At 34.9% G+C, this 15,169-nt stretch carries 17 protein-coding genes; 1 reads left to right on the top strand and 16 read right to left on the bottom strand.

Translation table 11 applies throughout. From position 1 onward, the window contains the following. Positions 1 to 58: 58 nt before the first annotated feature. From M663_RS0104770 to M663_RS0104690, 16 genes are all read right to left on the bottom strand, one after another. Complete coding sequence (locus M663_RS0104770) at positions 59 to 910, bottom strand: class II fructose-1,6-bisphosphate aldolase (RefSeq protein WP_029688137.1); 852 nt, start codon at positions 908 to 910, stop codon at positions 59 to 61. A gap of 125 nt (positions 911 to 1,035) precedes the next feature. Further along, the gene (locus M663_RS0104765) at positions 1,036 to 1,386 is read right to left on the bottom strand and encodes a response regulator (RefSeq protein ID WP_029688136.1); all 351 of its coding nucleotides are present in this window, start codon (positions 1,384 to 1,386) and stop codon (positions 1,036 to 1,038) included. Between the two features lie 271 nt (positions 1,387 to 1,657). Further along, positions 1,658 to 2,647, bottom strand: a complete 990-nt coding sequence (gene hypE / locus M663_RS0104755) for a hydrogenase expression/formation protein HypE (protein ID WP_029688135.1) — start codon at positions 2,645 to 2,647, stop codon at positions 1,658 to 1,660. A gap of 15 nt (positions 2,648 to 2,662) precedes the next feature. Further along, positions 2,663 to 3,724 (bottom strand): hydrogenase formation protein HypD, encoded by a 1,062-nt coding sequence (gene hypD, locus M663_RS0104750; protein ID WP_029688133.1) that lies wholly within the window; start codon positions 3,722 to 3,724, stop codon positions 2,663 to 2,665. After that, entirely contained in the window at positions 3,699 to 3,941 is a 243-nt protein-coding gene (locus M663_RS0104745; protein WP_029688132.1) for a HypC/HybG/HupF family hydrogenase formation chaperone, read from the bottom strand. Before M663_RS0104745 ends, hypD begins: the two co-directional genes overlap by 26 nt. A 2-nt stretch (positions 3,942 to 3,943) precedes the next feature. Continuing rightward, positions 3,944 to 6,199 (bottom strand): carbamoyltransferase HypF, encoded by a 2,256-nt coding sequence (hypF, locus tag M663_RS0104740; RefSeq protein ID WP_029688131.1) that lies wholly within the window; start codon positions 6,197 to 6,199, stop codon positions 3,944 to 3,946. Beyond that, positions 6,157 to 6,813: a hydrogenase nickel incorporation protein HypB gene (gene hypB, locus M663_RS0104735; protein WP_029688130.1), complete on the bottom strand. Its 657-nt coding sequence runs from the start codon at positions 6,811 to 6,813 to the stop codon at positions 6,157 to 6,159. Before hypB ends, hypF begins: the two co-directional genes overlap by 43 nt. A gap of 1 nt (position 6,814) precedes the next feature. Next, positions 6,815 to 7,156, bottom strand: a complete 342-nt coding sequence (gene hypA / locus M663_RS0104730) for a hydrogenase maturation nickel metallochaperone HypA (RefSeq protein WP_003868943.1) — start codon at positions 7,154 to 7,156, stop codon at positions 6,815 to 6,817. A gap of 1 nt (position 7,157) precedes the next feature. Beyond that, complete coding sequence (locus M663_RS0104725) at positions 7,158 to 7,529, bottom strand: 4Fe-4S dicluster domain-containing protein (protein WP_029688129.1); 372 nt, start codon at positions 7,527 to 7,529, stop codon at positions 7,158 to 7,160. A 9-nt stretch (positions 7,530 to 7,538) separates the two neighbouring features. Next, positions 7,539 to 8,621: a nickel-dependent hydrogenase large subunit gene (locus M663_RS0104720; RefSeq protein ID WP_029688128.1), complete on the bottom strand. Its 1,083-nt coding sequence runs from the start codon at positions 8,619 to 8,621 to the stop codon at positions 7,539 to 7,541. Next, complete coding sequence (locus tag M663_RS0104715) at positions 8,614 to 8,991, bottom strand: NADH-quinone oxidoreductase subunit C (protein ID WP_029688127.1); 378 nt, start codon at positions 8,989 to 8,991, stop codon at positions 8,614 to 8,616. Before M663_RS0104715 ends, M663_RS0104720 begins: the two co-directional genes overlap by 8 nt. Then, positions 8,988 to 9,455, bottom strand: a complete 468-nt coding sequence (gene nuoB, locus M663_RS0104710) for an NADH-quinone oxidoreductase subunit NuoB (RefSeq protein WP_029688126.1) — start codon at positions 9,453 to 9,455, stop codon at positions 8,988 to 8,990. Before nuoB ends, M663_RS0104715 begins: the two co-directional genes overlap by 4 nt. A gap of 5 nt (positions 9,456 to 9,460) precedes the next feature. After that, complete coding sequence (locus tag M663_RS0104705; protein WP_029688125.1) at positions 9,461 to 10,315, bottom strand: complex I subunit 1 family protein; 855 nt, start codon at positions 10,313 to 10,315, stop codon at positions 9,461 to 9,463. Then, positions 10,312 to 12,198 (bottom strand): proton-conducting transporter membrane subunit, encoded by a 1,887-nt coding sequence (locus M663_RS0104700; RefSeq protein ID WP_029688124.1) that lies wholly within the window; start codon positions 12,196 to 12,198, stop codon positions 10,312 to 10,314. Before M663_RS0104700 ends, M663_RS0104705 begins: the two co-directional genes overlap by 4 nt. 339 nt (positions 12,199 to 12,537) lie before the next feature. Then, positions 12,538 to 14,019 (bottom strand): AAA family ATPase, encoded by a 1,482-nt coding sequence (locus M663_RS0104695; RefSeq protein ID WP_029688123.1) that lies wholly within the window; start codon positions 14,017 to 14,019, stop codon positions 12,538 to 12,540. Continuing rightward, complete coding sequence (locus M663_RS0104690) at positions 14,020 to 14,538, bottom strand: hypothetical protein (RefSeq protein WP_029688122.1); 519 nt, start codon at positions 14,536 to 14,538, stop codon at positions 14,020 to 14,022. It lies immediately after the preceding gene. 139 nt (positions 14,539 to 14,677) lie between these two features. Here M663_RS0104690 and M663_RS0104685 point away from each other — a divergent pair, with 139 nt between their 5' ends. Then, positions 14,678 to 15,034 carry a hypothetical protein gene (locus M663_RS0104685; RefSeq protein WP_003867333.1) on the top strand — a complete coding sequence of 119 codons (357 nt, stop codon included), beginning with the start codon at positions 14,678 to 14,680 and terminating at the stop codon, positions 15,032 to 15,034. Positions 15,035 to 15,169: the final 135 nt, after the last annotated feature.

Raw genomic sequence — 15,169 nt, 5'->3', positions numbered from 1 at the left:
AAATATCTCCTTTACGAAAGTTTGTCTACAGTCTGAAGCGGGGATAACCCGCTTTAAATTATGCTTTTCCTGCTGCTCCAAATAAAATCATCTTTTGTTTAATTACTTCTTTCATCGCATCTCTACAAGGACCTAAAATTTTTCTTGGGTCGTATACTTCACTATCTTTTTCTAATAAATCTCTTAGCCTTCGTGCAAATGCCTGTCTTATATCCGTATCTATATTTATCTTATTTATACCCAAACTCACTGCTTTTTTTATAGCTTCCTCAGGAACTCCTGAAGCTCCATGTAAAACTAAAGGAATATTGAGCATTTCTTTTATCTTTTTAAGTCTATCAAAGTCAAGCTTAGGTTCTCCTTTGTAAGGTCCATGAGCTGTTCCGATAGCTATAGCTAAATAATCTACTCCTGTTTCTTTTGCAAATTTTAAAGCTTCTTGTGGGTCTGTCATGGCCGCTTCTCTTTCATCTACTGTGATATTATCCTCTGTACCACCAATTTTTCCGATTTCAGCTTCAACAGAAACCCCCATTCCGTGAGCAATTTGTACTACAGTTTTCGTCACTTTTATATTTTCTTCGAGGGGCAATTTAGAGGCATCCATCATTACAGAAGTCCAACCATTTCTCAAGCATTTCATGACTGTATTGAAATCTGTACCATGGTCAAGGTGAAGAGCAATTGGAACTGACACCTTTTCAGCCATTGTCCTGACGATCGCAGAAATCGTCTCAATACCAGCGTATTTCAATCCTCCCTCACTGACTTGTATTATGACTGGTGATTTAGTTTCTTCTGCCGCTTCCACAATGGCTTGGGTAATTTCTAAATTACTGGTGTTAAAAGCTCCAACTGCATATCCTTCTTTATGGGCTTTTTCTAATATCTCTATACCTGTCACTAACATTGCTAACAGCTCCTTTATTATAACTGATTTTTAAAATACTACCTAATATTATGTAACTTTACTTTTTCATTATAGCATTTGTTTAAAGCTAGCTCAAGAAAAATATAAAAAGGTACAACCGTACCTTATACAAACATTTCTTGCTTTAGACTATCATAAACTAAATTTTTTAGTGTTATTATGTCAAAAGGTTTAGAGATAAAAGGAAACTCCACAAAAGGCTCTTGTGGCTCATCTGCTGACATTATAATACCTTTCATGTTTGGATGAATATTCTTAACTTTTTTAATAATTTTTACCATATCTTTTGCCATGTGTAAATCAAATAATCCTACATCAGGTCTAAATTTTTCTATCTCTTTGTCAAAATAGCTAATATCACTGTAAGTTCTTACTTCATGTCCATCCATTGTAAAAATTTCTTCTATTAAACTACAAATTCCTTTATTATCGTCTAAAACTAAAATTTTACTCATTTTATGCCACCTTTTGTACCCAAAAATCTTTCTTTTAACACACAATAATTAATATTCTACAAAAAAATAAATATTCCTCTTTTTAAATCAAAAATTTATTAAAAAATTTATGTATTAGTTTCCCCACTTACTTTAAATTCCTGTCTATCTTCTTCCATATTTTTTATCAAATTCCTTTTTTAACATGCTCATTATATACTCGTCGTAATATTTGCCATCTCTAAAAAGGCTCTGCCTCAATACACCTTATATCTCCTGTCCTACAAGCAGTTTAGCATATCCTAGGAAGCAGTTCCCCTATGGGTCTATCTATAATTCTCGAAGTGCCATAAACTGTATTGATTGTAACAAGTTTTGAATCATTCACTTCACCTATTATAGCTGCATCTTTTCCATATTTATCTGATTTCATGATTTCTAAAGCTTCTTCCGCGTATTTCCTGTCAACAACTGCAATTAACTTACCTTCATTTGCTAAGTGCAAAAAGTCAAATCCCATCAAATCACAAGCAGATTTTACACTTTCTTTTATGGGCAACTTATCTTCGTATATTTTAATACCAACACCGCTCATTTTTGATATCTCATAAAGTACTTCTGCCACTCCGCCCCTTGTAGGATCCCGCAATACTTTAACAGCTTTCTCCAAAGTCATAAGTTTTTCTATCATCTTGTTAAGAGGTGATACGTCTGACAAAATTGGTGGGTCAAATTGCAACTCTTCTCTCGCACTCATAATAGCCATTCCATGGTCTCCTATTGTTCCGGAAATTAACACTACATCTCCAGGTTTTGCATTTTTAATTGACACATCTACATTTTCGTACACAACACCTATCCCAGAAGTGTTTATAAATACGCCGTCAACGCCGCTTTTTTCTACGACTTTAGTATCTCCCGCGACTATTTTCACACCTGCTTCTTCTGCTGTTTCAGCCATAGATTTTACTATTCTCTTCAAATCTTCTATTGGATAACCTTCCTCAATTATAAAGGCTGAGGTTAAATATAAAGGTTTAGCTCCTCTCATAGACGCATCATTTACTGTCCCGCACACTGCAAGTCTTCCTATGTCTCCTCCAGGGAAAAAGATAGGCTTTACTGTGAAACTGTCAGTGGTAAGAGTGATATTCCCAAAAAGCAATGCCGCATCTTCCATCCCTTTTATATATTCATTATCAAAAGCCTTTGAAAAAATTTCTTCAATTAAATTTTCCATCATGGTTCCGCCGCCACCATGGGACAGCAAAACTTTATCCATACTTCTCATCCTTTCTTAAGCCCCGTACTTATAGAAAGCCGCACAAGAACCTTCTGAAGAAACCATGCAAGGCCCCACCGGATTTTCAGGTGTACATGCTCTTTCAAACAGAGGACATTCATTAGGATAAATACTTCCCTTTAAAACATCTCCACATCGGCAACCTTTTATCTCGATTTCTTCCCCAATTGGTTTTATATCAAATTTTACCGCCGCATCAAAGTCTTTATACTTGTCTTTTATCCTAAGTCCTGAACCTTTGATCTTTCCAAGACCTCTCCAAATACTATCACAAGGTTCAAAAATTTCATCAATTATCTTTTGTGCTTCAAGATTTCCTTCTTTTCTTACCACTCTTTTATACTGAATTTCAATAGCAGGATTTTTATAATTTTTGAGAAGCATTATAATACTCATCAAAATATCCATTGCTTCAAAGCCGGAAATTACACCACCAACTCCAAATTCTTTAGGAATAAACTCATATATCTTGCTTCCAGTTATTGCACTCACATGTCCTGGAAGTAAAAAACCTTGTACGTTTGAACCTCCTTCAAGAAGTGCTCTTAAAGCTTCAGGCATTGTCTTATGAAGGCAGTATACACTGTAATTTTTTATATTTTTCTCCTTCGCCTCCTTTATAGTAACAGCAACAGTCGGAACAGTTGTTTCAAATCCTATTCCTATAAAAACTACCTCTTTGCTCGGATTTCCCTCAGCGTATTTTAAAGCATCAAGAGGTGAATAAAACACTTTTACCTCTTTGCCTGCTGCTCTCTCTAACTGCAATGATGACTTGCTACCTGGTACCCTTATAAGGTCCCCGAAAGTAGCAATTACAACATTTCTATTAGCAAGTTCTACTACACTATCTATTTCGTTCTGCGCTGTCACGCACACAGGACATCCTGGGCCTGATATAAGCCTTATATTTTTAGGCAAAAGCTGTCTTAATCCAAATTTTGAGATAGCCATTGTATGGGAACCACATACCTCCATGATATTAAAAGGACCACCCGGATTTAAAGCTTCGATTGCTCTTTTTGCCTTTTCAATCATTTCTGTCTGCTGCATCATTTAAAACCTCCATAAGTTCTTCCCAAAGCTCCCTTTCCATTTCTGCTTCTTCTTTATCCACAATGCTTATAGCAAGCCCTGCATGAATCATTACATAATCTCCCACTTTAACCTCTGGCACCATTTCTATCGATACTCTTCTTATTACACCGCCTAATTCTGTTTCTGCAACTTTTCCTTCAATTTTTAACACTTTTGATGGAACTGCAATACACATGTTTACCCCTCCAATTTCTTATTCGCAATAACAGCCTGACCTAATGAAATTCCTCCATCATTGCAGGGAACTTTGCTGTTAGAATAGGCTTCGAACCCTGAAGCAGTAAGCTTAGCCAGTAGTTTCTTTAATAAATACCTGTTTTGAAAACTTCCGCCGCTTAATACCACTTTATTTATACCAAACTCTTTTCTCAACTCCAATGCTAAATAGTGAGTAAACTCTACAATGGAGTTGTGAAATTTTGTCGCAATTATTCTTTTGTCAATTCCATTTTTATAGTCCTCATAGAGTTGGTGTAATATTATTTCTGGATTTATTATATATTCTTCATCGCGATAAACATCAAAATCATAAAAATCATCATTTTCAATTATTAAACTCTCCAGCTCCATTGCACCCTGCCCCTCAAAAAGTACTTGGTCTCTCACGCCAAGTAAAGAAGCTGCTGCATCAAAAAATCTTCCCATACTAGACACATAGGAGGTGTTAATCTTCTTCTCAATTTGCTTTAAAATTAAATCAACCTCTCTAGAATCAAATCTTTCCACAAAATCTTTATAAAAATTTATATCCTCTGAAATAAAACCTAAAGCTACCCTGTAAATCTTTCTTATCGCCAACTCTCCACCTGGAAGTGGCCTGTATTTCAAATGTCCTACTCTTAAAAAATCCTTTAAATCGCATATCAAAAATTCTGCACCCCATATATTACCATCTGTACCATATCCAGTGCCGTCATAGGCTATCCCTATCACTTTATCTGTAATATTATACTCTGCCATACAGCTAGCAATATGGGCATGATGGTGCTGAACCTCAATGCGAGGCAAGTCACAGGACAAGGCGTACTGAGTAGAAAGATAGCCTTTATGCATGTCATGAGCTATTACCTGAGGGGTCACTCTAAAAAGTCCTTTATACCTTTCTATCTGCTCTTTATAATATTCAAAAGTCTTTTCATTGTCCAAATCTCCTATGTGATGGCTTATAAAAGCATATTGACCGCGAGTCATACAAAAGGTATTTTTGTAAAAGCCACCAACCGCCAGCACATTTGCTTTGACATCTTTTTTCAATAAAATTGGCTGAGGGGCATATCCTCTTGCCCTTCTTATAATCCTCTCTGCACCTCCATTAAAGGAAGTTACTGAATCATCTATTTTATTGACTATATCCCTATTGTTTAAAAGAAAAGCATCAGCTATATCCTTTAATTTTTCTAAAGCCTCTTCATTGTCTTTGCAAAGAGGTTCTTCACTGACATTTCCGCTTGTCATCACAATAGGAAAATCAATCTCTTCCATCAAAAGATAATGTATAGGAGCGTATGGAAGCATTACTCCTAACGTATCTAATCCGTCAGCAACACCTCTTGCAAGTTTTTCTCCTTTTTTCTTTAAAAGCACAATCGGCTTTCTCTGACTTAAAAGAAGTTTTTTTTCTTCTTCACTTACAATGCAATACTCCTCTACCTGCTTTATGTCTTTCATCATAACTGCAAAAGGCTTTCCATATCTCTTTTTTCGACTTCTCAAAGTAGAAACAGCTTCATCGTCAAGAGCATTTACTGCTAAGTGAAAACCGCCTATACCTTTAATAGCGACAATTTTACCCCTTTTAAGAGAATCTACAACACATTTTATTTCATCTTCCTGACAATTATCTCCTACAAATTCAAGCTTAGGACCGCAGTCAAAACAGGCTACCGGTTGCGCGTGAAATCTCCTGTCATTGGGATCATTGTATTCTTTTTCACATTTTTCACACATTTGGAATACTTTCATGGAAGTTTTAGGTCTGTCATAAGGAATATCCTCTATTATGGAAAACCTAGGACCACAATTAGTACAATTTATAAAAGGATACCTGTATCTTCTGTCATTTGGGTCGTTCATTTCCTTTAAACAGTCGTCGCAAACTCCCATATCAGGGGACACAGGAACAAATCCGTCATCTTCTTTACTTTCCATAATTTTGAATTCTCTATAATTTTTAACTTCTGACTCTTTTATTTTTATCTCGTCTATAACAGCTAAAGAAGGAGGATTTTCTTTTATTTCTTTTATGAAACATTCTACGTTTTCTTTTTCTCCTTCAACCTCTATATACACTCCAGAGGAATTGTTATATACCATTCCCTTTAGATTGTATTTTTGTGCAATATTAAAGACAAAAGGGCGAAAACCAACGCCCTGTACAATACCAAAAATATTTATTTGTCTTGCCTGAATTTGTGGTACTCTTCTTCTAACCATTTTGCAAACTCACCAAATCCTTCTCCTGTTCTTGCAGAAACTTCAAAAATTGGTGCATCCGGATTTAAAGCTCTTATCCCATCATAGAAGAATTTCTTATTAAATTCAAAAAAGGAAAGCATATCAATCTTATTCAAAACTACAGCTTTTGCTTTGGTAAAAAGTGCTGGATATTTATAAGGTTTATCATCACCTTCTGGAACATTAGCCATTGCCAATTTAAAGTCTTCACCTAATTCAAAGGCAGAAGGGCATATGAGATTTCCTACATTCTCAATAAATACAATACCATCATCAAAAGATAAAGCCTTAAGCGCTTTGTTTACTGAACCAGCATTTAAATGACAAGACCCTCCTGTATTTATCTGCACAACAGGTATATTTCTTTCAGCCATTTTCCTAGCATCAATGTCTGAAGTGACATCCCCCTCAATTACAGCACAAGGCACTTTGAGATTTTCAATTGCCCGTAAAATAAAAGTTGTTTTTCCAGCTCCAGGTGAGCCTATTAGGTTTACCATCAAGATGTTTCTTTCATCTTTTATGGCTTTGTTTTCATGAGCTACATTATTATTAGCCTCTAGTACATCTCTTATAATTACAATTTCCTCCATACTATTCCACCTCTATACTTTCAATGTAAAATTCTTTCCCTTTGTTCACCAAAACTCCTACTCCTCCACATACAGGACAGTTAAAAGTAAAATTAGACCTTTCAAAAATGGTACCACACTGCCTGCACTTAAACTGTGCTTTTATAATTTTAAACGTTAGCTCTGCTCCTTCTGCTACCGTATTTTCTGATAATATGTCAAAATAAAACTTTATACTTTCACTTTCAAGACCAGTAAGTTCCCCTATTACAACTGTAACTTTGGTAACTTTTTTAACCTCTCTCTTTTCTGCTTCTTCCAGCACCATGTCAACCAGACTTTGGGTCACAGACAACTCATGCAATTTATATTCCTTCCTTCTTATCCTTTTCAGGAGGATTTTTAACCTCTTTCTTTTGCATTATGACGTATTTATCATTAGAAATAGGTCTATATTCTCTTAGCATGGTCAGGGACTTAGTAGGACAAGCATCTACACAAGCACCACAAATTATACATGCAAAAGGTTCAAAGCTCCACGTCCCTTCTTTTCTATCTACCTGTATACAATTTGAAGGGCAAACTCTTTGGCATATACCACATAAAATACACTTATCAATATCATTTTCTATATGGCCTCTTGCCCTTTCGAAAGGTTCTCTCTTTTCAAAAGGATATTTTCTTGTAGCCGGTTTGTGAGTAAGATTACTTACTACATTTTTAAGCATATCAAGCATCTACACCACCTACCTTTCAGTACAGCTAATACATGGGTCAATTGTCAAAACAAGCACAGGCACATCTGCTAAAGAACTGCCTGGAAGCATGTGCAAAAGAGATGCTAAATTTGCAAAAGTAGGCGTCCTTACCCTAAGCCTATCCAAGTACTTTCCTCCAGTGGATTTAATGTAGTAAAATACTTCACCTCTAGGCTGTTCGACTCTTGAGATAACCTCACCAGCAGGTAAATTGGGCTTTACTTTTACATTAAGTTCACCTTCTGGCAGCTTGCTTATTGCTTGTCTTACAAGGTCTATTGACTGGAACATTTCTTTTACCCTTACAATTGTTCTCGCATAAGTATCTCCATCTTTTTCTACAATTGGTTCAAAATCTAAGTCTTTATACGCAGCATATCCTGTCGTTCTCATATCAATAGGTACGCCACTTCCTCTCAGAGTAGGTCCTACAGCCCCCAACTTATAGGCTTCATCTTTAGAAAGTACACCAACACCTACGGTTCTTTGTTTAATAGTATAATTATTTCTAACTATTTTATCAAGCTCTTTTAAGCTTTCTTCGACTTCTTTAAGCTCATTAAGTACCCATTTTGCCTGCTCATTATCAATATCTCTTCTCACACCACCAACAATGTTTACAGAAATAATCACTCTATTACCAGCTGTAGCTTCCAGTATATCCATTATCTTTTCCCTTATTCTCCAAGACAACATAAAAAGATTCTCAAATCCAAAAGCATCTGCCAAAAGGCCAAACCAGAGGAGATGGCTGTGAATCCTGTGAATTTCTGCCCAAATAACCCTTAAATATTTTGCTCTCTCTGGTACCTCAACGCCAATCAATTCCTCTACTGCCTGGCAATAAGACTGGCCATGCATAGCACTGCAGATGCCACAAATATGGTCAACCACATATACCATTTGATTAAAATCCTTTTTCTTAACAAGCAACTCAAGCCCTCTATGAACAAAACCAAAAGCCGGGTAAGCCTCTACTACTTTTTCATCCTCAACGACCAATTTCAAGTGTATAGGCTCTGGCAAAACAGGATGTTGTGGGCCAAATGGTATTGTACTTTTTTCACTCATTCTTATCACCTTTATCCCTTCTCATGATTTCTATACTAGCTTGTGGAGAAATAGGAGCGTATTCTCCTAAAAATAGCAATCCTTGAAAGTCAAGTACTAAATTTTTAAATTTTATTCCAAACATTTCATGTATCTCATTTTCTACAGGAAGTGCAGCAAAATATATTTTTGAAATGCTGGGTACCTCTTCTTGTGGAGATACAAAAACATGAAAACTATCCATTTGATAGTCTTTTTCAAAGGTATAAATTATTTTAAATTTACCTTCTTCTTCAAGACATGTTTCAGTAACAAATCTATACCCATTTTCATAATAATATTTCGCTTCTTTTTCAATTTCCTCCAATTTTATTTCTTTAGTCGTAATCATTTTAACACCTCTTCAGCTTTCCCCATTTTTTCATATTTTTCTTTTAAAATCTCAGTCGCTTTATAAAGCCCGTCTATTATAGCCTCCGGCTTCGCAGGACAACCTGGCACATAGACATCTACAGGAATTACTTTATCAATTCCTCCTATAACATTATAAGCTTCTCTGAATACTCCACCAGTCGCGGCACAAACTCCTACTGCTACCACAACTTTAGGGTCAGGCATTTGGTCGTATATATTTTTTAAGATTTCCTTATTTCTTGTATTGACTGTACCTGTCACCACTAAAATATCCGCATGTTTTGGATTCCCTACATTTACCATACCAAACCTCTCCATGTCATAGAGAGGAGTCATACAAGCTAAGATTTCAATATCACAACCATTACAACTGCTACAGTTGTAATGCAAAACCCACGGTGACTTTTTAAAAGATTTTTCAATAAACTCTTTTAAACCCATCACAATCATCTCCTAAAGTAAATATAAGCTATATTTATAATTGTAAACAAAATGCTTATACTCCAACTAAAAGCTAACATCCACTTTACTGTCATTCTTGCCGTTATATTATCTATGACTATATCCATAAAAAATGTCGCCAAAGCAATAAGAGCACCTATTACAAGATTTTGAGACCATAATATAGCTATCATTGCTAGTATTAAAATCATTTCATACCAGTCAGCAATATGAATTAATGCCAGGTAAGGCCCTGAATAATCTGTCAAAATGCCTCTTACCAACTCTTGATGAGCGTGTTCTGATGCTGATAAATCAAAAGGAGATTTCTTTAGCTTTATTGTCAATACTAAGCCCAGCAACAAAAACATCAAAGGTAAATCTAAAATCAATCTGCCATGCGTCATTATTTGCGCCAAATTAAAACTCCCTGTTACATTGTATACCGATATAACAAAAAATATCAGCATGGGCTCGTAAGCCAACATCTGCATAAGCTCTCTTTGTGCACCTACCTGACTATAGGGTGATTTTGTTGAAAGAGCCCCTGCTATATAGAACACAAGCCCTACAGACATGATGAATAAAATCATCAAAAGGTCAGCTTTCAATGCAAAAAGCCCCACAGAAAGAATCGCTGATAAAAGATACATATAGGCAGAAAATACTTGAAAGTCATTTACTAATAGTTTTTGCTTGTACAAAAGTTTTATTACATCGTAAAAAGGTTGCCAGATGGGAGGCCCATATCTTCCTTGTATAAAGGCTGTTAGTTTTCTATCAATTCCAGACAAAAAACCGCCAATAAATGGAGCTATAACTACTGCTGCTATAAATATTACAACTTCATTCAAAGTCATATCAAAGCACCTCCCAGAATTACAGCAATTAAAGCAATAGAAACATAATTAAAATATCTCGTCAATGTTCCCTCATTTGCAAAAGTCGTAAGGTAATAATTTCTTACATTATATCCATTATCCTCTATATAATTAAGCCCTGCCGTATAAGGAGTTGTTTTTACCACAACTTTCGTAGATTTTCTTATAGAAATCAATGAAAGCACTATTGCTATGCCAAGAGTTATGAAAATTGGATATATAGTAAACCCACCAGCCGGCGTATATAAATAACCTCTCACAGCTTTTAGTACAACATCCATTTTCATAGTCAATATCTGAGGCATTACAAGCATGTTATAAAGGATAGAAACTATAAAGCTTAATGCAATAGCTATAGCTGTCAAGCTGTAAAGGGAAATACCAACTGTGGGATTCACATGTTCTTCTGAATGTTGGCTAAAATACGTCCCCGACAAAAGATTTCCTATCCATCTGGTATAATAAAGTGCAGTCAAAGCACTTCCTATCGCTAATATGATGGAAATCAAAATTTGGTTAGCTGCTACTTCTATTATAAGCCATTTAGAAACCAGCATTCCAAAAGGCGCTGCCATAAGAGTCAAAATTCCTATAAAAGTTATTGCTGCTGTTACAGGCATCCTATTTATCAAACCTTTCATATCTTCAATGTCTCTGCTTCCAATGTGCTGTTCTATCGTTCCAACGCATAAGAATAACAAAGCTTTAGACACAGCATGGAATATCAAAAGCAATATAGCTGCAGCAATAGCACTTGAAGTATTGAGTCCAATGCTTGCTATCATAAGCCCTAAATTTGACACAGTAGAATATGCCAATATCCTTTTGGCATTACTTTGACTTACAGCAAGGAAAGCTGTAGCTACGAAAGTAAACGCACCATATATTGCTATAAAATCACTCAACAATGTACCTCTAAAAAGTGGCGAAAATCTCAGTAAAATATATATACCCGCTTTAACCATTGTACTGGAGTGCAAAAGCGCAGAAACTGGCGTAGGAGCCACCATTGCGCCAAGCAACCAGCTCTGAAAAGGCAGTTGAGCAGACTTAGTAAATGCTGCAAACGCTATGAAAAACATGGGTAGAAGTATATACGTAGCATCTTTTATGCTCAATACTTCTGCCAAAGAGGTAGTATTGTAGTTTGTGTAGATAAATATTATACCTAATAAAAGCGCAACCCCCCCCATCATGTTAATCCACAATGCCCTTGAAGCATTTTTAATAGCCTCTTCAGTCTGGTCATGACCTATTAACAGGAAAGAGCTCAGAGTAGTTATTTCCCAGAAGAAATAAATCCACATTAAATTATTTGAAAATACTACTCCATTCATTGCACCAAGGAATACAAGTATAATAGCAAAAAATCTCGGCTGTTTTGTGGGTGATACATGTTTCTCTTCTTCATGATGGTCCATATATCCAAAAGCGTAAATAGCTATTAAAGAACCAACAATCGATATAATTAAATTCATAATGATAGAGAGCTCGTCTACAAAAAACATTGCAACTTCATGTTCTTTTAACATAAAAAACTCAAAGTATATCAAAGGAACAAGTTGTAATACCGCAAAAAAAGTAGCTCTCCATTCTTTAATTTTAAAAGAAATATAAAGCACATAAAACAAAAGAGCAAAATCCCCTATTTTGATAGCCAAATCCATTCCATTGTAATAAGCCGGGAAATTAAAAATATCAGGTACTTTTAAGGTTGCCAACATAATTAAAGATAGTAAAACGATTACACCTAAAGATGTAGCAATAAAAGCCTTTCTAATAGAAGATTGTTTCAAAAAAAGAACAATAATACCCGCTATAATAGGGAATATAATGCTTAACAGTAATAAATTTGACTGCATAAAAACACCTCTCTTAAAATTTAACTAACTACACCTTACATATTGTATACAGAATTCTAATTAATTGATAAACTTTCTACAATAATTATAAAGTTTCATCTGTATAAAGTCAATAACAATAGATAATATTTATCATGAAATAATAATATTTTTTTGTGTTATTATTTTAACAAACTGGATTTTCCCTTATCTCCACTATCACTTAACTCTTCGCTTATTAAAATACATAATGCCCTTGTTTTTTTCTCATAATTTGTTTTATTTCGTCAGAAAAACAGCCCTTCAAGGGCTTTAGCTTATTGACAAAGTTAAAAAATATTCAAGGGCTTTTTATACAAATCAAGCTATAGCAACTTCCTTCTCACCTATTAGTTCTCTCAATTTCTCTCCTGATATAGTTTCTTCTTTCCTTAAAATATCTGCAATCGCTTTTAAAACTTCCAGTTTTTCCTGCAAAATTTCTTTTACTTTTCCTTCTTGGACTTGAATAATTTTATTTATTTCCTCATTAACTTTTTCCTTAGGAACATCTTCTTTGCTTATTATTCCTAGGTCAGACAATCCGGTATATACCAACTTCTTCGCAATATCCACCGCCTGTTCAAAGTCATTAGCAGAACCAGTACTTCTATTGCCCAAAACCAAAAGTTCAGCTACTGTACCTCCTAAAGCCACCATTATATCTTTTTCCAACTGTTCTTTTGTATAAATGAGGATGTCTTCTTTGTCTGTCTGCCTCACAAATCCAAGTGCTTTACCTCTTGGTACAATTGTCACAGTCGCAACAGAACCTGGATTTACTGTTTCGCTTATTATCGCATGTCCCGATTCATGAACAGAAACCCTAAATATCTCTTCTTCTGTAGGTTTTCTATCACTTTTTTCTCCCAATATAACTTTATCTACAGCCTCTTTAAAATGCTTTTGCAAAATAACGTCAGAATTGTCTCTCATCGCAAGAATCGCTGCCTCATTGCAAAGACTCTCTAAATGCGCCCCAGAAAAGCCAAAAGTATCTTCAGCTATTTTTTCGAGATTGACATCTTTCCCTAAAGGCTTATTTTTTGTATGAATTTTTAAAATCTGCAGCCTTCCACTTTTATCTGGTAAATCCACAACTACTTGCCTGTCAAATCTGCCAGGTCGCAAAAGAGCAGGATCTAATAAATCTGGTCTGTTTGTTGCAGCAATTACTAAAATATTTATTTCTCCATCACTTTTAATCCCATCCATTTCCACCAGCAGTTGATTGAGGGTTTGATCATACTCGTGATGACTTTCATTAGTACCTCTTTTAGCACCTAATATGTCAATTTCGTCTATGAATATTATTGCACTATTTTTGTTCTCTTTTCTAGCAAGATTTCTTGCTGTTTCAAAAAGATTTCTAACTCTTTGTGCACCTACTCCTGCATACATTTCTATAAATTCACTACCTGAAGTCGCTATAAAACTCGAATTTGTATATTTTGCAGCTGCTTTAGCTAATAAAGTTTTACCAGTTCCAGGAGGTCCTGTCAGTAATATACCCTTGATAAGTCGTATACCCATTTTAGATATTTTCTCTCTATTTATTACAAAATCCAGTGCCTCTTTTAGTTCTGCAATAGCAGTGTTTTGCCCTCCGATGTCTTCAAAAGAAATTTCCGACTCGGGTTTTATAATATTTTTGCTTCCTGGCATTAACCCTTTATTTTCCATAATATAAGTAAAAAGCAAAAAAGCACCTGCCAGAAAGAGTAAAGGAGTAACATTTATACCAAGAAAAGCCGCAAATATCGCAAACGCGATAGTTATTCCCAGTAAAATTTCTTTGACCATCTAGCTTTCCCCCTTGTAAACCTCACGTGATATTATTTTATATAAATAATGAGAACCATCTCTTAAATCTAAATAGATGTTTTGCTTATCAATATATACATAAGATATTACACTATTTTTACTTGAAATCTCTCTTATTGTATCATACATCTTCATATAATCGCCTTTTTGTATACCTTCGTAAATTGAAAACTGAGAGTTATAATAAACATTATTTAACTTCTCATTAGAATTGTCAATAAGTAAAATATTTATTTTAACAGGGTATTTATTTACCTTGTTTTCTATTTCTTTATAAGTTTCCATTAAATTTTCTACTTCTCCTAATCTAACTTTCATAATATACCCATTGGTATCAGTTGAAATTGTTACCATTTTGACAAATTTAACTGTACTTACATCTTTTGAAATCTTATCGGGCAAAATTTTATTTTGATACAATTGAAAGCCGGCAAATAAAAATCCAAAAACTACTACAAAAGTTATCAAAACAATCTGCCATTTTATTCCCTTGAGCAAAACTCTCACTCCTTGTTTATGATATACTGTATTATATCATATAATATATATCGAGTACAATATTAAAAATTTTGTTTTGCCATTCAGAAGGAGTATAATTAATTATAGAAGATACGTAAAAATAAGGAGGCAAATTTGTATGAGAATAGCTGCTACAATAACAGCGGAAGGCTATATTGAAAAACTTCCCGACGGGCCATATATAATTATTTTTGATACACAAAAAGAAAATACTGAAAAGTACGATAATCCGGGATACTTTCTAAAAGAAGGAAGAAGAAGTGCTATTGTAGATTTTCTCCTTGACAAAAAAACCGATGTAGTAATAACTGTGCCTGAAGCTTTTTGCAGTCTTTCTTATGGAAAGGCAAAACAAAAAGGGCTAAAATTTATACGTCTTGAGAAAAGTTTGCCTTATGAAGAAGTTATACAAAACCTCTCAAAATATGTTGAAAATTTAACTGATACAATTCCTGAAGACGAACTTGCAAAATAAAAAAGCCTCACAAAGAGGCTTCAGACTGTAGACAAACTTTCATAAAGGAGATATTTTGCAATCGGTGCGACTTGTGACAAAGCGGCAACAAAACTTAGCAAGACCGAGGGAGGAGGCAGGGCCGAAGCCAAGGAC

The organism is Thermoanaerobacter sp. A7A (assembly GCF_000445185.1).
Taxonomy (GTDB): domain Bacteria; phylum Bacillota; class Thermoanaerobacteria; order Thermoanaerobacterales; family Thermoanaerobacteraceae; genus Thermoanaerobacter.
This window is presented reverse-complemented; position numbering and strand designations above follow the sequence as displayed.